The organism is Sphingomonas sp. AC522, assembly GCF_979258125.1.
In genome coordinates this window covers 3172027-3191860 of record NZ_OZ409836.1, presented here as the reverse complement: position 1 = coordinate 3191860, position 19834 = coordinate 3172027, and the positions used below count along the sequence as shown (strand labels likewise).

The window sequence follows — 19834 nt, the reverse complement described above, 5'->3', positions numbered from 1 at the left end:
AGGCTTGGACATGTGGACGTTACCCAACATCCTCACGCTGTCGCGCATCCTCGCGCTGCCCCTGCTCGCGATATTCCTATGGTGGCCCGATTGGCCGCAGGGATATCTCATTGCCTGGGTGATCTACGCGCTGATGGGCGTAACCGATTATTTCGACGGCTATCTGGCTCGCGCGCAAGGTACGGTCTCGAAGCTCGGCGTGTTCCTCGATCCCATCGCGGACAAGATCATGATCGCCACGGTGATCCTGATCCTGGTCGGCAAGCAAGTGATCTTCGATTGGCATCTGATCGCCGCGCTGGTGATTCTCGCGCGTGAGATTGCGGTGTCCGGCCTGCGCGAATTCCTCGGCGGCCTTCAGGTTTCGATGCCGGTCTCGCAGCTTGCCAAATGGAAAACGACGCTTCAGCTCGGCGCACTCGGCTTTCTGATCTTCTCGCGAGCCACGCCCGAATGGGCCTGGGTGCTCCAGGTCGGCATTGTTTTCCTGTGGGGTGCGGCAGTGCTGACCGTCGTCACCGGATGGGACTATCTGCGCGTGGGCCTGCGGCACATGGACAGCTGATGGACCTGCTCTACTTCGCCTGGGTGCGCGAGCGCATCGGCGCGGGGCATGAGCAGGTCGATCCGCCTGAGGCAGTTCGCAATGTCGCCGATCTCATCTGCTGGCTGGCGACACGCAGCCCGGGACATGCCGAAGCGCTGGGCGAGCCGGCCAAGCTTCGCGCCGCGATCGACCAAAAGTTCGTGCCGCTGGACGCCTTGCTCGGCGATGCCAGGGAAGTCGCCATCTTCCCGCCGGTGACCGGCGGGTGATCCGCGTCTCCGTCGATCCCGCGCCGATTGAATTGTCGGTCGAAGTCGCGGCGCTGGAGGAGCGCGGGGCAGGGGGCGTGGCCACCTTCACCGGTATCGTCCGCGGCGAGGGACGCGTAACGGCGCTCGAACTCGAGCATTATCCCGGCATGACCGAAGCGGTCTTATGCGATTTGGCCGAAGCCGCGACCGAGCGCTGGGGCCTGCTCGGCGTCACCATCGTCCACCGCGTCGGGCCGATGGCGCCGGGCGAGCGAATTGTCTTTGTCGGCACGGCTGCCCATCACCGGCGCGAGGCGCTCGATGCGTGCGCCTATCTGATCGACCGGCTCAAGACCGACGCTCCCTTCTGGAAGCGCGAGAGGCGCGGGGAGGATGCCGCCTGGGTCGAGGCGCGGGATTCGGATACAAATGCGGCGGAGCGGTGGACCTCCTAATCCATCATTCCGCGAAAGCGTGGTGACGAAGCTATTTGGATTCGCCCAATACTTCCGCCAGCAGCCGGAAATCCTTCTCCCGCGGACTCGCCCGCCGCCAGACCAGAGCAATCCGCCGCACTGCATTCTCCGCATCGAGCGGGCGCGCAGTGACATGGGTGTGATCCAATATGCCGGCATCCACCGCCATTTCGGGCAGCATCGTCACACCGAGCCCGTTATCGACCATCTGCACCATGGTGTGCAGCGATGTACCGAGCATCATCGCCTCTGCGCGCAGTTCGGGGCGGTTGCAGGCGGCGAGGGCGTGGTCCTTGAGGCAGTGCCCGTCCTCGAGCATCAGCAGCCGCGTCTCGTCGATCAGCGCGGGGCGGATCGTTGCGGTCGGCTCCATGTCGCCCTCGCGAAATGCCACGAACAGGCGGTCGTCGAACAGCGGCGCGGTTTCGACATCGCCACAGGCATAGGGCAGAGCCAGCAGCACGCAATCGGTGCGGCCGTGATGCAGCCCCTCACACGCCTGGCCGCTGGTCTCTTCGCGCAGATAGAGCTTGAGGTCGGGATAATCCCTTCGCAGGCGCGGTAAAATACGGGGAAGCAGGAAGGGCGCGATCGTCGGGATCACGCTCATCCGCATCTCGCCCGAGAGCGGCCGCCCTGCCGCGCGCGCCAGATCGCCGAGCTCATCGGCCTCGCGCAGGACGCGACGTGCCTTTTCCACGATGCGCTCCCCGAGCGGCGTGAAGCGGACGACGCGGCGGGTGCGTTCAACCAGCACGACGCCGATCAGCGTCTCCAGCTCGCGAATGCCGGCCGAGAGCGTCGATTGGGTGACGAAACAACTTTCGGCGGCGCGGCCGAAATGCCCGACATCGTGAAGCGCCACCAGATATTGGAGCTGCTTGAGCGTGGGCAGATAGGTCGTCATCCCGATCGGATTTATCGGTTAAATCGATCAATATCTAGAGAATAAGTGACTTGAACACTTAGGCTGCACGCCTATATCGCAGTGCAGCACGAACTGGTGCTGCAAATCATTTTCCGGAGATACCCGCACATGCTGACCGTTGGCGACAAGTTCCCCTCGATCACCGTTCCCGTCCAGCAGGGCGTCGCTGCGCTCCCCGCCGGTGAGACGCTCGACGTCACCACCGCTTTCCCCGGCAAGTGGAAGATCGTCTTCTATTGGCCGAAGGATTTCACCTTCGTCTGCCCGACCGAAATCGTCGGCTATGCCGGCCTCAAGGGCGATTTCGCCGACCGCGACACCGTTCTGATCGGTGCCTCGACCGACACCGCGCACGTCCACCTTGCATGGCGCAAGTCGGACCCGGATCTCGAAGCGGCCGATTTCCCGTGGCTTGCCGATAACGGCAAGAAGCTCGCCAACGCGCTCGGCATCGTCTCCGAGGACGAAGGCGTTGCGTTCCGCGCCACGTTCACGATCGACCCGGACAATGTGATCCAGGCGGTGCAGGTCAACGGTCTCAACGTCGGTCGCAATCCGCAGGAAACATTGCGCGTGTTGGACGCCCTCCAGAGCGACGAGCTGTGCCCGTGCAACTGGAACAAGGGCGACGACGTCCTCCGTCCGGCCGCATAAGCCAGTTCCTCCCGGCGCGGGGCCTCCTCCCCCCTTTGTGCTCCGCGCCACCCTCGGACGGCATCACGCTGGACCCCCAGCGTGATGCCGTTTGTCTGAAAGGACTATCCTCATGTCGCTCAAGACCTTCGCCGAAGGCCTCCCCGATTTCGCCAAGGACATCCGCCTCAACGTCTCGAGCCTGGTCAATGACCAGACGCTCGGCGACCAGCGCAAATACGGCCTGATCCTGGCCTGTGCGCACGGCACCGGCTACAAGCCGATCGTCGATGCGGCGGAAGCCGAAGTTGCCGGCAAGCTCAGCGATGAGGCTGCCACCGCCGCCCGCGCCGCGGCTGCAGTGATGGCGATGAACAACGTCTATTATCGCTTCACGCACCTTGCCGGGAACAAGGAATATCTCAACATGCCGGCGCGGCTGCGCATGAACGTGATCGGCGCGCCCGGCATCGACAAGGCCGACTTCGAGCTGTTCAGCCTCGCGGTCAGCGCGATGAACGGCTGCGGCATGTGCATCGATGCGCATGAGAAGGTGCTCAAGCAGCACAGCGTCCCGGCGCAGGTGATCCAGGATTCGGTGCGCTTCGCAGCGGTGATCAAGGCCGCGGCCACGGTCCACGCCTCGCTCAACGGCGACATTCCTGTTTCCAGCGGCGACTGAACCCCGGCGAAGCGCCGCGTGCGCGGATGGGCAGGTAATGACGGCACCCAATCCGCTACGCGGCGTATTCCTGTTCGGGATCGGCTTGCTGCTGTTCGCGTGCATGGACACGACCACCAAATATCTGACTGCGCACCACGATGTGCCGCTCATCGTGGCCGCGCGCTATCTCGGCAATCTGTTGCTGATGACTGCTTTGCTTGCGCCGCGCCATGGCAAGGCGATGGTGCGGACCAAGCGGACAGGCCTGGTGGTGGTACGGGCGCTGTGCCTGGCGGCCGCGTCGCTGTTCGTCGGGCTGGCGCTCCAGCGCATGCCGGTCGCCGAGACCACTGCGATCAACTTCCTCGCGCCGATGCTCGTTGTCGTCGCGGCCGGACCGTTGCTCGGCGAGGATATCGGCCGCACGGGCTGGGGCGCGGCAATATTCGGCTTTATCGGCATGCTTCTGGTCGTTCGGCCCGGCAGCGGGTTGGAACCACTGGGCATAGCTTGTGCACTGATCGCGGTTGCGGCCAATGCCGGCTACCAATTGCTCTCGCGCACGCTCGTCGCGACCGAGAGCACGATTGCCCTGCTGTTCTACACTGCCCTGGCCGGCTCGATCGCCTTCGGACTCGCGCTGCCCTGGTATTGGACCGGCGAGGCGCCCCCGGCGTTCGAGATGGCGCTGTTCGCCAGCCTGGGCGTCTATGGCGGGCTCGGCCATTTCCTGATGACCGCAGCCTATCGCCACACTCCCGCATCGCTGTTGGCGCCGACCAACTATCTGCAACTGCTCTGGGCGGCCTCGCTCGGCTGGCTGGTCTTCGGGCACCTTCCGGACCGCATCAGCCTGATCGGAATGGCTATCGTCGCAGCCTCCGGAGTCGCAATCGCGCTTCGCTCGCGCCACCAGCCGGTCAAGCGCGAGGTCTAGGCCAGCGCCCGGTACAGCCCGTAGATGCTGGTCGCGGTCAGCACGATGCCGACCAGCAGCATCAGTGTCTTGGCCTCCACCCGCTTCGCCAGCAAGGCGCCAAAGGGTGCCGCGATCACGCCGCCGATCAACAGGCCGACGGTCGCCATCGTGAAGGCTTCCCAACCGAGCTGGGTGATGAAGGTCGCCGAGATCGTCGTCGTCAGGAAGAATTCGGCGGTGTTGACCGTGCCGATCGTCTCGCGCGGACTCGATCCCTGCACCAGCAGATTGCTGGTCACCACCGGCCCCCAGCCGCCGCCGCCCGCCGCGTCGAGAAAGCCGCCGACCAGGCCGAGCGGCTCGACGATCTTGGGCGCCTTTTCCTTGGGCGGATAATGCCGGCTGCGCCACAGCAGATAGAGCCCGATCGCAGTCAGATAGGCGAGTATGAAAGGCTTGGCCGTATCGGCATGGATGTTGGACAGCACATAGGCGCCCAGCGCGCCGCCGATCACACCCGGGATCATCAGCCGGAGGAACAGCCTCCAGTTCACGTTGCGGTGGATCGCGTGGCTGATCCCCGAGACCGCGGTGGTGAAGGTCTCGACCGTATGTACGCCCGCCGACGCCGCCGCGGGCGGCACGCCCAGGCTGAGCAGCAGGGTATTGGAAATCACTCCGAACGCCATGCCCAGCGCTCCATCGACCATCTGCGCGGCGAACCCGACCAGGATGAACGGCAGCAGATCGACGAGTTCAATTCCGAGGATCATCCGCGCCCATTTTCCTGCCCAGTGGGCAATCTGAATGGCGCGCAGGGTCAGCCCCCACAAGATACATAGTGTTTAGTCGGGACAAGCACGGGGCGGGGTGTTCTGGAAATCCGGCCAACAAGCACCTAAATGAACGCCACAAAGGGGACCCGGCCATGTTCCGCCGCCTGAAGGCCTATCTCGATTCGATCCGCGCGCGCGATCCTGCGCCGCACAGCCGCGCCGAAATCCTGCTCTATCCAGGCGTTTGGGCGGTTGCCTATCATCGCCTGGCGCACCGGCTGTATAAGCGCCGCTGGTTCTTCCTCGCCCGGCTGATCAATCACTGGTCGCGCTGGATGACGGCGATCGACATCCATCCGGGCGCGACGATCGGGCGAAACTTCTTCATCGACCATGGCTTCGTCGTCATCGGCGAGACCGCCGAGATCGGCGACGACGTGACCATCTATCAGTGCGTGACGCTGGGAGGGACCAACCCGGACAATGGCGTGATGGGCAAGCGTCACCCGACGATCCTCGATGGCGTGATCATCGGATCGGGCGCGCAGGTGCTCGGCCCGATCACGGTTGGCGCGCGCTCGCGGATCGGCGCCAACGCAGTGGTTACCAAGGACGTTCTCGCGGGTGCGACGATGGTCGGCATCCCCGCCAAGGCGACGCTGATCGAGGCGGAGGGGCACCAGCGCGCCTTCATGCCCTATGGCACGCCGTGCAGCGAGATGTTCGACCCCGCGACCCAGAAGCTCGAGATCATGCGCTGCGAACTCGAGACGATGCGCAAGCGGCTCGATGCGCTGCTTGCCGAGCGCGAGGAGCATCGCGATCGTGCGTAATCGCTGATGGGCACGGTAACGCCGCTCCCCCTGATCCGGCCCGGCCAAGTCGGCTTCGAGCGGATCGAACTGACTCGCATCCTCGATCTTTACGGCCGGATGGTCGCCGCGGGGCATTGGAAGGATTACGCGATCCAGTTCGATCAGGACGCCGCAGTCTTTGCTGCTTTCCGCCGCGCAGCCGAGCGTCCCGAATACCGGATCGAGAAACGTCCGGCGCTGCGCAACCGCCAGGGGATGTGGACGCTGCTCAACGAGAGCGGAATGGTGCTCAAGCGCGGGCACGAGCTTGGCCCGGTGCTGGCGCCGGTCGAGCGACGGCTGATGAAGCTGGTGGGGGAGTAATCTTACTCTCCCTTTCCCATCGGGAGAGGGAAGGGGCCCGCCGCGAATCGCGGGGAAGGGTGAGGGTGACTTCGCACCCGTATCACCCTCACCTTCCGCAGCTTCGCTACTCCCTCCCTTTCCCGTGGGAGAGGGATAAGAAAAGGCCCAGGAGTCGCCTCCCGGGCCTTTTCTGCTGCGATCGCTTGGGCTCAGGCCGTCGCGATGATCTGCGTCGGCGGCAGCCGGCTCTCCAGCCCGCCGAGCATCCCGACCACGCTGCGGCGCATCGGCTGCCAGAAGGCCGAGAGCGTCAGCAGCGCCGAGCCGATTACCAATGCCGTAAGCGCCGCGGCCAGCTCGACTGCGCCCGATTGCTCGAACAGCGCATACATCGCCCACAGCACATAGACGAGGCTCGAGACCAGCAAAGCGCGGCGGTCGACTGCCAGCGCCACGCAGGCAAAGGCGACGTAGAGCACCAGCACCACGGCTGCCATCGCCGTCCCGATGTCGCCATCGAACACGCCGAGCATGTGGAAGATCGGGTGCGCGATCAGCGGTGCGGCGGCGAGGTGCAGCCAGAACGCCACGTCAGAGCGGCGCGTGCGGCGCTGCAGGTCGCTCATGTCCCAGCGCATCGCCAGCGCGAACACCAGTAGCCCCGCGACGAGAAGGATCGGATTGATCGCATCCTTGGCTCCGGGGATGAACGCCATGATCGCGCCGACGGCGACAGCGACCAGCGCCATCGCGCCGACCGCCACGGTGATCGGGACCATGAACCGGCGCCAGTGCAGCCAGGCCGCAGCCGCGGTCACTACGCCGGTGATGATCGAGATCGTACCGGCAAGCTGACGCTGCTGCATGTCGGTTGTCAGGTTGAATTGCTCGACAAGCCAAGGGGTGTTCGCGCCGAAGATCGCGCCGACCAGCGCAAAGATTCCGCCGGTGAAGCCGAGCAGCAGCAGGATGCTGGGCAGGGCCATGCGGCGCTGGCGGGTGAAATATTCGGCCAGGATCCAGCTCGTGACAGCAACCGCGCCCCCCGCGATTGCGACCGAAATGCCGACCTGGCGCGGGCCCTCGAAGGCGTCGAGCCCGATCGACTTGGAGCCGATATAGAAACCGATCCACGCCACCGCGACCAGGATCAGCGCGGCGGCGATCGAGACGAAGATGTCGTTGAACCCGGTGAGAAGCCGGAAATGCTCCTCGTCGACTGCGGGGGCGGAACGGCCCTCCGCGACATGATTGCGGAATGCATTGGCGGTCTCGGGGCTGATCACCCCGGCCTCCACGGCATTCGCCAGATCGATTTCGCTGTACATGGCAATCCTCCTCCTGTGCGGAGAGGATTACCACAGGTGTGTTATCTAGGCAATACGCTCTAGCTTTGCAGCTTTTTCATGATCACCATCGATTGCTCGGCACCCGAATTGGGCACTGTCTCGCCGGTCCGGTCGGTGATCTCGGCCCATTGCGCCGCGACCGCTTCGGGGGTTGCTTCGGTCAACCGCGCGCCCGGAGTCATCGTCACATAGGCGGCGTGGACCACGCCGGCACCCGCGCCGATGATCATGTTGGTCGGGGCGTCCTCGCTGACCAGATACAATGCAGCGGGCGCGACATTTTCGGGGGCGAAGAGCTTGAAGGCTTCCTCGGGAAAGATGTCCTCGGTCATGCGCGTGCCCGCGACCGGCGCGATGGTGTTGACCTTGATGCCGTATTTGGCGCCTTCGAGATGCAGCGTCTTGGTCAAGCCCGCGAGCCCGAGCTTGGCCGCGCCGTAATTGGCCTGGCCAAAATTGCCGTATAGCCCGGTGGAGGATGCGGTCATCAGGATGCGGCCATAATTGGCTTCGCGCATCGTCTCCCAGACCGCCTTGGTGCAATTGGCCGAACCGTTGAGATGGACGTCCACGACAAAGCGGAAATCCTCGGGCTCCATCTTCACGAAGCTCTTGTCGCGCAGCACGCCGGCATTGTTGATCAGGATGTCGATGCGCCCCCAGCGATCCTTGGCCTGTTCGACCATCGCGACCATCTGGGCATATTCGGTGACGCTGCCGCCATTCGAGAAGGCTTCTCCGCCGAACGCCTCGATTTCCTGCACTACCTTGAGGGCGGCGTCCGAATGGCCGGTGCCGTCGCGTGATCCGCCGAGATCGTTGACGACGACCTTTGCGCCGCGCCGGGCGAGTTCAAGCGCATAAGCGCGACCCAAGCCGCCACCGGCGCCGGTTACGATCGCGACGCGGTCTTGGAAGGTAATGGTCATGGGATGCGCTCCACCGAGTTAGTGCAGCGCATCCCTAGCCATCATGGCGAAAGGATCAATTCCCCCCGCGCTGGCGGCAATGATCGGTGACTGTGCGCGAGCAGGGCGGATAGCTCTTGGGATCCGACGGGATAGGTGCGGCGGCGGGAGCAGCCGGCGGTGCGACATAGGTCGTCGTCGGTGCAGCGGCCGGATCGGCGGGAGCCGCAGGCGCCGCGGGTGCGGCAGGCGCTGCTGCGGGGGTCTCGGGCGCGTCGGGCGCTTCCGGTGCCGGGGCGGTATCGGGAGCAGCGGGTGTTTCGGGCGTCGCTGGAGCGGCCGGCGTTGCGGGCGTCGCCGGAGTGGCGGGGGTTGCCGGAGTGGAGGGGGTTGCCGGCGTTGTCTGGGTCGGCACGTCCTGCGCAATCGCAGTGCCTCCGATCGCAATCGCGGCGGCCATGATGATGAATTTCATGCGAGACGGTCCTTATGGTGAACTCGTCTCAGCCAACGCACGGAGCGCGCCGGCGATGCGTCACCCGCTGCGCTCCGTCTCGTTACGCGGGCGTTTCGTCGGATCAACCGCCGCGCTGGCGGCATCCGTCGAACTGGCCGCGCTTGCAGATCGGATAGCTGGCCTTGGGCGGCGGGGGCGGAAAGGCCTCGGTCGCAGTCTGGGAGTTGGGCACGAACACTACGGTCGATCCCGGCGCCGGCGTGCCGTTGAACAATGGCGCCGTGGGCGCATAGCCCCCCAGCCTGGTAGCGCCATCGTTTGTCGGCGCTTCTGCCTTTTGTGCCGAGGTCTGGGGCGCGTCCTGCGCGATCGCGGTCCCGCCAAAGGCAAGGGCGGCTGCCAAAGCAATGAGCTTCATCGGATCTCTCCTGGAACGAGCGCTTTCGTTACGCTCGCATCGGGCAACGCTGGAACGCGGTGCTTAGTTTCCCGAATCGAGCGCGTACCCCGCCGAGCGGACAGTGCGGATGATGTCGGGCCGGTCGCCGATGTTGATCGCCTTGCGCAACCGGCGGATATGAACGTCGACCGTGCGGCTTTCGATGTCGCTGTCATGGCCCCAGACGCTGTCGAGCAATCGCTCGCGCGAAAAGACATGGCCGGGATGCTCGAGGAAATGCTTGAGCAGCCGGAATTCGGTGGGGCCCAGCGGCACGAACTCGCCGCCGCGGCGCACCTTGTGGCCCACCGTGTCCATTTCGATATCCGAATAGCTCAGCGCCTCGCCTGCCAGCGCGGGGCGCACGCGGCGCAGCACCGCGCCGACGCGCGCGACCAGTTCGCGCGGCGAGAAGGGCTTGGTGACATAATCGTCCGCGCCGGTCTCGAGCCCCCGCACGCGGTCTTCCTCTTCGCCGCGCGCAGTCAGCATGATGATCGGCACGTTGGCAGTCTCGGGCATGCGGCGCAGGCGGCGGCACACTTCGATCCCTGAAATCCCCTCGACCATCCAATCAAGCAACACGATGTCCGGCGCCGCCTCCTTGGCGAGCATCAGCGCTTCCTCGCCGTCCGGCGTCTGGCGGACTTCGAAATCCTCGCGCTTGAAGTGATAGGTCAACAGTTCGGCAAGCGCCGCATCGTCCTCGACGAGCAGCATCTTCACGCGTGCCATCAGCCGGCAGCCGGCTCGGGGCCGTCGCCATCGGCGAGATAGCGACCGGTCGCGGCGAAATAGACCATCTCCGCCACGTTGGTCGCGTGATCGCCGATCCGCTCGATATTCTTGGCGACGAACAACAGGTGCGAGACCTGGCTGATCGTCCGCGGGTTCTCGACCATGAAGGTAACGAGGGTGCGGAAGATCGAGTCGTAGAAATCGTCGAGAGCATTGTCGCGCACGCAGATCTCCGCCGCCGCCTCGGCATCGCGAGCCGAAAAGGCGTCGAGCACGTCATGGACCATGTCGCTCGCCATCTGGGCCATGGCAGGCAGGATCGAGATCGCCTCGATCCGCTCCTCACCTTCCGAATGGATCAGCGGCACGCGCTTGGCGATGTTCTTGGCATAATCGCCGATCCGCTCGACCACTGCGCCGATCTTGAGCGCCGCCACCACTTCGCGAAGATCGTCAGCCATCGGCGCCCGCAGCGCGATCACGCGCACCGCAAGCCGTTCGACTTCGGCTTCGATCGCGTCGATCGCCTTGTCCTTCTTGCGGACTTCCTTGGCGAGCGCGACGTCGCCGCGCGACAAAGCTTTCATCGCATCGTGGATCGCCTGTTCGGCCAGCCCGCCCATCTGCGAGATCAATGCGCGCAGATGCCCGATATCCTGGTCGAACGCCTTGACGGTATGCTCTTGTCCCGTGGCCATCAGCCGTACCTTCCGGTGATATAGTCCTTGGTTCGCTCCATCCGCGGCGCAGTGAAGATATGGTCGGTCTCGCCATATTCGACCAGCGTGCCGAGGTGGAAGAATGCAGTGCGCTGCGAAACGCGCGCGGCCTGCTGCATGTTGTGCGTGACGATCACGATCGCATAGCGGCCGCGAAGCTCGTCGATGAGTTCCTCGATCTTGGCCGTGGCGATCGGATCCAGCGCCGATGCGGGCTCGTCCATCAGGATGACTTCGGGGTCGACTGCGATGGCGCGCGCGATGCAAAGCCGCTGCTGCTGCCCACCGGAGAGCGCGGTCCCGCTGTCGGTCAGCCGGTCCTTCACTTCTTCCCACAGTCCGGCGCGCTTGAGCGAGCGTTCGACGATGCCCTCCAGATCGGGCTTCGATGCGGCAAGCCCGTGGATGCGCGGCCCATAGGCGACATTCTCGAAGATCGACTTGGGGAAGGGGTTGGGCTTCTGGAACACCATGCCGACGCGGGCGCGCAGCTGCACCACGTCCATCGACGGCGAATAGATATCCTCGCCGTCCAGCGTCACCAGTCCTTCGACACGCGCGTTCGCGACGGTGTCGTTCATCCGGTTGAGCGTGCGCAGGAAGGTCGATTTGCCGCAGCCCGAGGGGCCGATGAACGCAGTCACCTTGTCCATGTCGATATCGATAGAGACGTTCTTCACGGCCTGTTTGTCGCCATAAAAGACGCTCACGTCGCGGGCCGACATCTTATGTTGTGTTTCGGTCATCACCAGCGGGTCTCGAATCGGTTGCGAAGATAGATGGCGATGCTGTTCATCGCGAGCAGGAAGGCGAGCAGCACGATGATCGCGGCGCTGGTCTTCTCGACAAAGCCGCGGCTGACTTCGTCGGACCATAAGAAGATCTGGACCGGCAGCACGGTCGAGGGATCGGTGAACCCGCCCGGCGGCTGGACGATGAAGGCACGCATGCCGATCAGCAGCAGCGGCGCGGTTTCGCCAAGGGCGCGCGCCATGCCGATGATCGTGCCGGTGAGGATGCCGGGCATGGCCAGCGGCAGGACATGATGGAACACCACCTGGATCGGGCTCGCGCCGACGCCCAATGCGGCGTCGCGGATCGAGGGCGGCACTGCCTTGATCGCGTTGCGGCTGGCGATCACGATCACCGGCATGATCATCAGCGCCAGCGTTAGCCCGCCGACCAGCGCGGCGGAGCGCGGCATGATCGGGCCGAAACTGTGCCCGAATATATTCCATGTGCCCAGGAAGACCGCGAGCCCGAGCAGGCCGAAGATGATCGAGGGTACCGCCGCGAGATTGTTGATCGAGACTTCGATCAAGTCGGTCCAGCGGTTCTTGGATGCGTATTCCTCAAGATAGATCGCCGAGAGCACCCCTACCGGGAAGGCGATCAGGAAGGTGATCGCCATGGTCAGCAGCGATCCCTTGAGCGCGCCCCAGATGCCGACTGCGACCGGATCGGTGGAATCGGACATGCGCAGGAAATCGGGATTGAAGTGCGTGCTGATCAGCCCGGCCTCATCGAGCCGCGACGCCATTGCCTTAACTTCGGCAGCGCCTTCGCCGCGGCGCGCCTGGTCGATTGCAGTGGAGGCGGGGACCTGAACGCTTACCGCACGGTCGAGGATCGACGGGTCGCGCTTGATCGCCTCGCGCACCTTGAGCCAGGCATAGTCCGAGATCACGTCCTCGCCGCCCCGCCCGAACTGGGTGGCGGCCGCGCCCTTTACCGTATTTTCCAGCTCGGCGCCGGCCAGAGCCAGATCTGCACCCGGAAGTCTTGAGCGCTGCGCGGTCCACCGGCAGCGCCGCCGCCTTGAAGTCGATCGTCAGCGCCACATCGGTCCGCAGGAAACCGCGCCAACCCTGCGCGACCATGGTGGTCAGCAGGAATGCGAGAAACGCCGCTGACAGCACCACCGCGAGCAGGCCCATCAGCTTGAAACGCCGCTCGGAGGCGTAGCGCTTGGCGATCCGCTTGCGCATCGCCTGCGTCTTCCAGTCGGTCGGCGCGCGATCGGGGAGGGGGGCGCTATTCATATGCTTCGCGATATTTCTTCACGACGCGCAGGGCGACGATGTTGAGGATCAGCGTGATCATGAAAAGCGTAAGCCCCAGCGCGAACGCCGCCAGCGTCTTGGGGCTGTCGAACTCGGCGTCGCCGGTCAGCAGATCGACGATCTGCTTGGTCACCGTGGTCGTGCTTTCGAATGGATTGAGCGTGATGTTTGCGGCGCCGCTCGCGGCCATCACCACGATCATCGTCTCGCCGATCGCGCGCGACACCGCCAGCAGGATGCCAGCCACGACGCCTGGAAGCGCCGCGGGGATCAGCACCTTGGTGATCGTCTCGCTCTTGGTCGCCCCCATCGCCAGGCTACCGTCGCGCATCGCGCCGGGCACTGCCGCGATCGAATCGTCGGCCATCGACGAGACGAACGGAATGATCATCACGCCCATCACCAGCCCAGCAGCCAGCGCGCTTTCGGACGAAGCGAATGGCATGCCGAGCTTGACCGCCAGGTCACGCACCGCAGGCGCCACAGTGAGCGCGGCGAAATAGCCATAGACCACCGTGGGCACGCCCGCGAGAATCTCGAGGATCGGCTTCATCCAGCGCCGAACGGCGGGAGCGGCATATTGGGTCAGGTAGATCGCGCTCATCAGCCCGAACGGGATCGCGACGATCATCGCGATCACTGCGCCGATGAAGAAAGTGCCCCAGAAGAGCGGCACCGCGCCCAGCGATTTACCCGGATCGGCGGGATCGATAACTTGCGGGCTCCAATGCGTGCCGAACAGGAAGTCGGTGATAGGCACCTGGCTGAAGAAACGCAGCGATTCCCATAGCAGCGAGAGGAAAATCCCCACTGTCGTGAGGATCGCGATCATCGAGGCGATAAGCAGCAATGCCATCACCCCGCGCTCGACCTGGGTGCGAGCCCGGAACGGCGCACGCACGCGCGTAAAGGCAAGCGCGCCGCACGCGAAGGCGAGCAGCACGGTCACTGCCGCACCAATCCAGCCATAGCGCGATTGCGCGGCGCGCGTGGGCGCCACCAATTGCTCGGCGACCGGATCGAATGCAGTGGCGCTGCTGTCCTTTGCGACGCGCTTGGCCTCGGCAAGCAGCGCGTCGCGCTCGAAATCGAAAGTCGGGAGTTGCGCCGCGGCAGGGTGCTGGAGCACGCTTTCCTTGATCAGCCCGGGCGTCACGCCGCCCCACACCGCGACGAACAGCAAGGCCGGCAGCACCGTCCAGATGGCGACATACCAGCCATGCTGCGCGGGAAGCGAATGTAGCCGCTTGGCGCCGCCCAGATCGAAGCTCGCCGCGCGACCGCGCGCAGTGAGCCAGCCGATCACGCCGAGTCCGGCGACCAGGAAGAGAAGCGCGAACGCGTTCATCAGTGCAGCCCCGCCGGGTTCATCGCCGTGCGCCGCTCGACTTCGCGTGCGGCCTCGGCACGCACGGCGTCAGGAGCGGCGATCAGCCCACGTCGCGCAAGCTTGCCCTTGGGCGCCCACATCTGCGTGTAGAGAGTCACGAAATCAGCCAGCCCCGGAACTGCCCGCAGGTGCCGCTTTTTGACGTAGAGAAACAGGGGCCGCGCGCCGGGATAGCTCTTGTCGGCGATCGAGGCATAGCTCGGCTCGACTCCGTCGATCGGCACGCCGTTCAGCCGGTCGTGATTTTCCTCAAGATACGAATAGCCGAACACGCCCACCGCATTTGGGTTTTGCGCGAGCCCCTGGACGATCAGATTGTCGTTCTCGCCTTTGTCGATATAGGCGCCGTCGTCGCGGATGCGCTTGCACCGCATTTCATAGGGGGCGCTGTCCTTGGCGGCCTTGAGCGCCTTTGCCTGCGGGTCGGCCTCGGCGCAGCCGGGCTCGACCACGAGTTCGACCAACGCATCGCGCGTGCCGCTGGTGGCGGGCGGGCCCATCACCTGGATCGGGATTGCGGGCAGTGAAGGGTTCACGTCGCGCCAGGTCCGCGTCGCATTGGGCTTGCCCAGCGGATTGGCGGCCAACGCGAGATAGACGTCCTTCTTGCTGAGCGAGAGGCCGGGGCCGCGATTGCTCTCGGCGAGCGCGACGCCGTCGACGCCGATCTGAATCTCCATGATCTCGCCGACGTCATTCTTCTCGCACAGCGCATATTCGCTTTTCTTGATCCGCCGCGATGCATTGGCGATGTCGGGGAATTCCCAGCCCACGCCTTCGCAGAAGCGCTTGAGGCCCGCGCCCGTGCCGATCGATTCGATCACCGGCGCACGCCGGTCGCCGCCGGCATTGACGAACGCTTCGGCCACGGCGGTGGTGAAGGGATAGACCGTTGAGGAGCCGACGACGCGGATCTCGCGGGCGCTGTTGCCATCGCATGCGCCAAGCGAGAGCGCGGCTGCCACCAAGGCCAGGCGCCCGAGTGGGGCAAGAGAATCGGTCCGGCTCACCGGATCGCCTTTGGGCCGCTACGTTACGACTTTATGACAGGGAGCAGGATAGTGACGCTGGTGCCGGTGCCTTGCACGCTGGCAATGTCGATCCGGCCGCGATGCCGCTCCGCGACATGCTTGGCAATCGCAAGCCCGAGCCCCGTGCCGCCGATCGAGCGGCTGCGTCCTGAGTCCACCCGGTAGAACCGTTCGGTAAGCCGCGGAATATGCTGGGGTGCAATGCCTTCGCCCTGGTCGGTCACCATCAGCCGAGCCATTGCATCGCCCTCGGGCGCGAGGGTGATCGAGACCGGCGTCCCCTCGCGCCCATATTTCATGGCGTTGCCGACGATATTGTGGAGCAATTGCGAAAGCTGGGCACGGTCGCCCTGGACGATCAGGGTTTTCTCGATTTCGGTTCGGACGTCGCCGGCGCGCGCATCGCCCGATCCGGACAATTCTTCACAGACTTCGCGCACCAAATCAGCGAGATCGACGCTATCATTGGGCCTGCGATATTTTTCCGCTTCGATCCGGCTGAGCGAAATCAGGTCATCGACCAACCGCCGCATCCGCCGCGCCTCGTCGTGCATGATCTTGAGGAAGCGCTTGCGAGTCTCGGGATCGTCGCCCGCCTCCTCGCGTAGCGTTTCGACAAAGCCGAGCAGGGAAGCGAGCGGAGTGCGCAGCTCGTGGCTGGCATTGGCGACGAAATCTACGCGCATCCGGTCCGCGGCATAGCTCCCGGTGCGGTCGATCAGATGCACGATGCGCTGGCCGCCGCCCAGCGTGCGCACGCGCATTTCCCAGCGCTGTTCGCGCATGCCGAGGCCTACGAGGTGGATAGGACCGGAGGGACTGGCGGAATCAGGATTGATCAGCCGCTCCGCCGCCGCGGGATGGCGGATGGCTACGCGGACGTCCTCGCCCAATATATGGCCGCCCAGCAGCGACCGCGCTTGCGCGTTGGCGGCCACCACCCGGCTGGCTTCGACGACGAGGACCGGCTCTGCAATTCCTTCGATGACGTCGGCAATGCGGGGCTCGCGGCGCGGCGGTGGGGCAGCGGTCACGGGCAAAGCAGGCGAGGGCTCTCCGCCCCCCGCGATCAGCACTGCGGCGACGGCGCAGACGAGCACCACCAAGCTCACCTGCACATCGTAGGTGAGCAGCAAGCTGATGAGCGCGGCCAGCATGGCCATGCCGAGCGCGAACAATGCGCGAAGGCCTGAGCGGGTAGGCATCCTGCTGCTCTAGCCGAGTGCGCAAACATTTACGATTGCGAAAGGCCGCCGAGCGCAGGACAATAGGCCATGAGCGACGACGCACCTACTACGCCCAAAGCCAGCCGTCGTGCGCTGATGCTTGGCGCCGCGAGCGCCTCGGCGATCGTCTCGATCCGTCCAGCGCTCGCGCAGACCAGCGCGTCGGTGATGCATTGCGAGATTCCGGTCCCCGATCCGGGCCGAGCGGGCAGCCACATCGCCGCCGACGGCTCGCTGGTCCCGGCGGGCACTGCGGGCGCATTTCCGCCCCCCGGCGTTTCGTACAAGGCAGAGGACGTAAAGCGCGCGCTCAACGGCGGCACGCTGCCCGGCGCCGATTACGAGCGGAGCCGCGCCTACACGAACTACATCCGCCGCCTGCAATCGGGAACAAGCGGATTCACCTGCTTCGCATCATTACAGATGCCGCGCGGCTGAGGCCGTGCTGCATTATCGTGCCGCCTCGCCGGTCACTCTTAGAATTGTGCCGCTCGACGCGCTGACGCTGATCTATCACCGCGCCTCGGGCATTACGCATGTCGTCGACGCACCCGTGCCCGAAATCCTCGAGGCGCTGGCCGAGCCTCTGAGCCTGGATGGACTGCTGGCGAAGCTCACCGCCGAATATGATTTGCTCGATGCCGACCGAGAGGCGCTCGTAACAAGGCTCGACGAGCTTGCCGCGGCTGGACTGGTCGAGCCCCTGTGAGGCACGTCACCAGCCTTCGCATCGGGCCGGTCGGTTTTCGCATTGGCAGTGACTGGCGCGCGCCCATTACCACGCTCGACGATCTCTACCGCGACTATCCCAAGCCCGAAGTGCCCGACTTCAACGTCCACTTGTTCGCAGCGCGGCCATGGCGCCGATTTCTGCGTCCCGCAGTGCATATCGGCGGCGACTTCGTCATCCCCGACGCGTCGCCGCTTCCGCTAGCACTGGGACTGCTAGCCGCCGAGATGGGGATGAACCTGCAGATGGCGCTTGGGCAGCGCGGCTATCTGCTGCTGCACGCATCTGGGGTCGAGCGCGACGGGCGCGCGGTGCTGATGACGGGCATTTCCGGCGCGGGAAAATCGACGCTCGCCGCCCTGCTTATGGCGCGCGGCTGGCGGATGATGGGCGACGAGTTCATCCTGATCGATCCCGAAACCGGCTTCGCGCATGCGTTTCCCCGCCTGATCAGCCTCAAGAACGAAGCGATTCCCGTGGCCGAAGCGCTCCTGCCCAACGCGCGTTTCGGCCCCCGCCTCGAAGGCACCCCCAAGGGCACGCTTCGCCATATCGTTCCCGATGCCCGCGCCATCGCCGCGATGGCCGAGCCTGCGACGCCCGCACTGCTGCTCTTCCCGCGCTTCGGTTTCGAGGCGGCCGAGCGCCCGGTCCTTCCCAGCGAGGCGTTCGTCCGCCTCACCCAGGCCTCGACCAATTACGTCAATCTCGCCGAGCGTGGCTTCAACGCACTCACTCGGCTGGTCCGCGACGTCCCCGCGCGGGCGATCGACTATCCCGATACCCAGACTGCGCTCGACATGGTGGAGCGCCTGGCATGAGTCCCGCGCTCTTGCTGGCCCGGGCGCTGCGCGATCCTGGCTCAACCGCGGGTGTCACCCCGAGCGAATGGACCGCGCTCTTCGCTGTCGCCCGCGCCGAGCAATTGATCGGCACGCTTGCCACCCGGCTCGACGGGTTGGCGCTGCCCGAAGATGCGGCGCATATCGTCCGCGATGCGATCGCCTCGGCCGAGCAGGGGCGCACCGCTGCCTTGTGGGAGGCCGAGATGGCGCGCCGGGTGCTTGGCGGGATACCCGTGGCGCTGCTCAAGGGCACTGCGTTCGTCGCAACAGGATTGCAGGCGGGCAGGGGGCGCTCGATCGGGGATCTCGACATTCTTGTCCCGCGCGAACGAATCGAAGAGGCCGAGGCGCGACTGCTCGCGGCGGGGTGGGAGTGGGTCAAGCCCGATCCTTATGACGACGCTTATTACCGCAAATGGATGCATGAACTCCCGCCGCTGATTCACCGCGAGCGGGATCGGATGATCGACGTGCACCACACGATCCTGCCGCTCACCGCCCGCATCACGCCCGATGCGCAGGCGCTGCTGGCGGATAGCGTAGCCCTCGAAAACGGCCTCCGCGTGCTGAACCCCAACGATATGCTCTGCCACGCCGCAGCGCACCTCTTCGCCGATGGCGACCTGGCGGGTGGCATGCGTAATCTCTGGGATATTCACTGCCTGATCGAAGAGTTCGGCGTCGAGGGGCTGGAGGGGCGGGCCGCGTATCACGGGCTGGCAGGCGCGATGAGCCGCGCCGTGCGGCTGGCCCAGGCACTGTACGGCCTGCCCCCCCTCGCGGGCACTGCCGGAGGCTGGGGCGACCGGCTCTATCTGCGCCGTCTGACCGCACGTGACGGCTGGGGCCGCCCGACGCGCAAGCCGACGCGCCTGGCTTTCTATCTGCGCTCGCACTGGCTGCGCATGCCCCCGGCGATGCTGGCGCAACATCTGTGGACCAAGTGGCGCAAGGGGCATGCTCCCTGATGACAAACCCCTTTGCGCGTGTCAGCTTGCCTGCATGAATAAGCAGAAATGGGGGGTGACATGCACGCTTTGAGGATATTCGCGGTTGCTGCGGTGGTCGCGCTGGCAGGTTGCTCGGCAGGCGAGAGCACCGCTGCGGCGAAGACCGAAGTAGCCAAGTTCCGCCAGCAAATCGCAGCAGGACAGTTCGCGGAAATCTACAAGGGGGCTTCGCCGGACATCCGCAATTCGGTGGGCGAAGCGCAGTTCGTCCAGATAGTCGGCGGCTTCCATCAGGCGCTAGGTGCCTTCAAGTCTGCGGGCGAGCCCGGCTGGAGCTATGACACCGACACTAATTCCGGCCAGCGCGTTACGCTGGATTACGATAGCATTTTCGAGCGCGGCAAGGCGCACGAGCAATTCATCTATCGGATGCAAGACGGCAAGGCCGTGCTCGCAGGCTATGATTATAAGGCGGAAGGGACAATCACGCCCACGCCTGCCGCTGCCAACGAAGCCGAAGGGGAAGACGGCGACGGCGAGGCTGAAGGGACCTAAACACCAATCGCTTCGTCGGCTATGGGATTTTTTAGCTTAGATGCAGGCACTATGGAAATCGCAAGACTATCAGCGTAACC

25 protein-coding genes and 1 pseudogene are annotated in these 19834 nt (G+C 65.0%); 13 read left to right on the top strand and 13 right to left on the bottom strand.

Features of this window, described 5'->3' with window-relative positions; translation table 11 throughout:
• The first annotated feature begins 10 nt into the window (after positions 1–10).
• Genes pgsA through ACZZZM_RS15880 form a run of 3 tightly spaced genes read left to right on the top strand, consistent with a single transcriptional unit; the run spans position 11 to position 1253 of the window.
• Positions 11–565 (top strand): CDP-diacylglycerol--glycerol-3-phosphate 3-phosphatidyltransferase, encoded by a 555-nt coding sequence (gene pgsA / locus ACZZZM_RS15890; protein WP_463596047.1) that lies wholly within the window; start codon positions 11–13, stop codon positions 563–565.
• Positions 565–816: a molybdopterin converting factor subunit 1 gene (gene moaD / locus ACZZZM_RS15885; RefSeq protein WP_463596046.1), complete on the top strand. Its 252-nt coding sequence runs from the start codon at positions 565–567 to the stop codon at positions 814–816. Before pgsA ends, moaD begins: the two co-directional genes overlap by 1 nt.
• Positions 813–1253 carry a molybdenum cofactor biosynthesis protein MoaE gene (locus ACZZZM_RS15880; protein ID WP_463596045.1) on the top strand — a complete coding sequence of 147 codons (441 nt, stop codon included), beginning with the start codon at positions 813–815 and terminating at the stop codon, positions 1251–1253. Before moaD ends, ACZZZM_RS15880 begins: the two co-directional genes overlap by 4 nt.
• 31 nt (positions 1254–1284) lie before the next feature.
• On the opposite strand, the gene ACZZZM_RS15875 is transcribed toward ACZZZM_RS15880, so the two are convergent.
• Positions 1285–2181, bottom strand: coding sequence for a hydrogen peroxide-inducible genes activator (locus ACZZZM_RS15875; RefSeq protein WP_463596044.1), 897 nt, complete (start codon positions 2179–2181; stop codon positions 1285–1287).
• Positions 2182–2310: 129 nt separating this feature from the next.
• Between ACZZZM_RS15875 and ACZZZM_RS15870 the strand changes: the two genes are divergently transcribed.
• From ACZZZM_RS15870 to ACZZZM_RS15860, 3 genes are all read left to right on the top strand, one after another.
• On the top strand, positions 2311–2856 hold the full coding sequence (locus ACZZZM_RS15870) for a peroxiredoxin (RefSeq protein ID WP_463596043.1): 546 nt from the start codon (positions 2311–2313) through the stop codon (positions 2854–2856).
• A gap of 112 nt (positions 2857–2968) precedes the next feature.
• On the top strand, positions 2969–3517 hold the full coding sequence (locus ACZZZM_RS15865; protein ID WP_463596042.1) for a carboxymuconolactone decarboxylase family protein: 549 nt from the start codon (positions 2969–2971) through the stop codon (positions 3515–3517).
• A gap of 37 nt (positions 3518–3554) precedes the next feature.
• Positions 3555–4436 (top strand): DMT family transporter, encoded by an 882-nt coding sequence (locus ACZZZM_RS15860; RefSeq protein WP_463596041.1) that lies wholly within the window; start codon positions 3555–3557, stop codon positions 4434–4436.
• On the opposite strand, the gene ACZZZM_RS15855 is transcribed toward ACZZZM_RS15860, so the two are convergent.
• Positions 4433–5191, bottom strand: coding sequence for a sulfite exporter TauE/SafE family protein (locus ACZZZM_RS15855; RefSeq protein ID WP_463596040.1), 759 nt, complete (start codon positions 5189–5191; stop codon positions 4433–4435). The genes ACZZZM_RS15860 and ACZZZM_RS15855 overlap by 4 nt on opposite strands.
• A gap of 155 nt (positions 5192–5346) precedes the next feature.
• Here ACZZZM_RS15855 and epsC point away from each other — a divergent pair, with 155 nt between their 5' ends.
• Positions 5347–6027: a serine O-acetyltransferase EpsC gene (epsC, locus tag ACZZZM_RS15850; protein WP_463596039.1), complete on the top strand. Its 681-nt coding sequence runs from the start codon at positions 5347–5349 to the stop codon at positions 6025–6027.
• A 6-nt stretch (positions 6028–6033) separates the two neighbouring features.
• Positions 6034–6372 carry a DUF2794 domain-containing protein gene (locus ACZZZM_RS15845; RefSeq protein ID WP_463596038.1) on the top strand — a complete coding sequence of 113 codons (339 nt, stop codon included), beginning with the start codon at positions 6034–6036 and terminating at the stop codon, positions 6370–6372.
• Positions 6373–6563: 191 nt separating this feature from the next.
• Here the strand turns inward: ACZZZM_RS15845 and ACZZZM_RS15840 are convergent, their stop codons facing one another.
• The 11 genes and pseudogenes from ACZZZM_RS15840 to ACZZZM_RS15790 all read right to left on the bottom strand — a co-directional run bounded on the left by ACZZZM_RS15840 (position 6564) and on the right by ACZZZM_RS15790 (position 16653).
• Positions 6564–7682: a hypothetical protein gene (locus tag ACZZZM_RS15840; RefSeq protein ID WP_463596037.1), complete on the bottom strand. Its 1119-nt coding sequence runs from the start codon at positions 7680–7682 to the stop codon at positions 6564–6566.
• Positions 7683–7741: 59 nt separating this feature from the next.
• Entirely contained in the window at positions 7742–8632 is an 891-nt protein-coding gene (locus tag ACZZZM_RS15835; protein ID WP_463596036.1) for an SDR family NAD(P)-dependent oxidoreductase, read from the bottom strand.
• Positions 8633–8687: 55 nt separating this feature from the next.
• Complete coding sequence (locus tag ACZZZM_RS15830; protein WP_463596035.1) at positions 8688–9086, bottom strand: hypothetical protein; 399 nt, start codon at positions 9084–9086, stop codon at positions 8688–8690.
• A gap of 103 nt (positions 9087–9189) precedes the next feature.
• Positions 9190–9486, bottom strand: a complete 297-nt coding sequence (locus ACZZZM_RS15825) for a hypothetical protein (protein WP_463596034.1) — start codon at positions 9484–9486, stop codon at positions 9190–9192.
• A gap of 63 nt (positions 9487–9549) precedes the next feature.
• Positions 9550–10242, bottom strand: coding sequence for a phosphate regulon transcriptional regulator PhoB (phoB, locus tag ACZZZM_RS15820; RefSeq protein ID WP_463596033.1), 693 nt, complete (start codon positions 10240–10242; stop codon positions 9550–9552).
• Complete coding sequence (gene phoU / locus ACZZZM_RS15815) at positions 10242–10943, bottom strand: phosphate signaling complex protein PhoU (protein WP_463596032.1); 702 nt, start codon at positions 10941–10943, stop codon at positions 10242–10244. Before phoU ends, phoB begins: the two co-directional genes overlap by 1 nt.
• A complete protein-coding gene (gene pstB, locus ACZZZM_RS15810; protein WP_463596467.1) occupies positions 10943–11710 on the bottom strand; it encodes a phosphate ABC transporter ATP-binding protein in 768 nt (255 codons plus the stop codon). The genes phoU and pstB overlap by 1 nt, the downstream gene beginning before the upstream one ends.
• A pseudogene (gene pstA / locus ACZZZM_RS15805) lies at positions 11710–12952 on the bottom strand (phosphate ABC transporter permease PstA). The gene pstB and the pseudogene pstA overlap by 1 nt, the downstream one beginning before the upstream one ends.
• A gap of 46 nt (positions 12953–12998) precedes the next feature.
• Positions 12999–14375, bottom strand: coding sequence for a phosphate ABC transporter permease subunit PstC (pstC, locus tag ACZZZM_RS15800; RefSeq protein WP_463596031.1), 1377 nt, complete (start codon positions 14373–14375; stop codon positions 12999–13001).
• Positions 14375–15382 (bottom strand): substrate-binding domain-containing protein, encoded by a 1008-nt coding sequence (locus tag ACZZZM_RS15795; protein WP_463596030.1) that lies wholly within the window; start codon positions 15380–15382, stop codon positions 14375–14377. The genes pstC and ACZZZM_RS15795 overlap by 1 nt, the downstream gene beginning before the upstream one ends.
• Before the next feature lie 68 nt (positions 15383–15450).
• Complete coding sequence (locus ACZZZM_RS15790) at positions 15451–16653, bottom strand: ATP-binding protein (protein ID WP_463596029.1); 1203 nt, start codon at positions 16651–16653, stop codon at positions 15451–15453.
• Between the two features lie 69 nt (positions 16654–16722).
• Here ACZZZM_RS15790 and ACZZZM_RS15785 point away from each other — a divergent pair, with 69 nt between their 5' ends.
• Genes ACZZZM_RS15785 through ACZZZM_RS15765 form a run of 5 tightly spaced genes read left to right on the top strand, consistent with a single transcriptional unit; the run spans position 16723 to position 19754 of the window.
• Positions 16723–17112 carry a hypothetical protein gene (locus ACZZZM_RS15785; RefSeq protein ID WP_463596028.1) on the top strand — a complete coding sequence of 130 codons (390 nt, stop codon included), beginning with the start codon at positions 16723–16725 and terminating at the stop codon, positions 17110–17112.
• Positions 17113–17116: 4 nt separating this feature from the next.
• Entirely contained in the window at positions 17117–17383 is a 267-nt protein-coding gene (locus tag ACZZZM_RS15780; protein ID WP_463596027.1) for an HPr-rel-A system PqqD family peptide chaperone, read from the top strand.
• Complete coding sequence (locus ACZZZM_RS15775; RefSeq protein WP_463596026.1) at positions 17380–18225, top strand: HprK-related kinase A; 846 nt, start codon at positions 17380–17382, stop codon at positions 18223–18225. Before ACZZZM_RS15780 ends, ACZZZM_RS15775 begins: the two co-directional genes overlap by 4 nt.
• Positions 18222–19217: a nucleotidyltransferase domain-containing protein gene (locus ACZZZM_RS15770; RefSeq protein WP_463596025.1), complete on the top strand. Its 996-nt coding sequence runs from the start codon at positions 18222–18224 to the stop codon at positions 19215–19217. Before ACZZZM_RS15775 ends, ACZZZM_RS15770 begins: the two co-directional genes overlap by 4 nt.
• 60 nt (positions 19218–19277) lie before the next feature.
• A complete protein-coding gene (locus ACZZZM_RS15765; RefSeq protein WP_463596024.1) occupies positions 19278–19754 on the top strand; it encodes a hypothetical protein in 477 nt (158 codons plus the stop codon).
• The last annotated feature ends 80 nt before the right edge of the window (positions 19755–19834 follow it).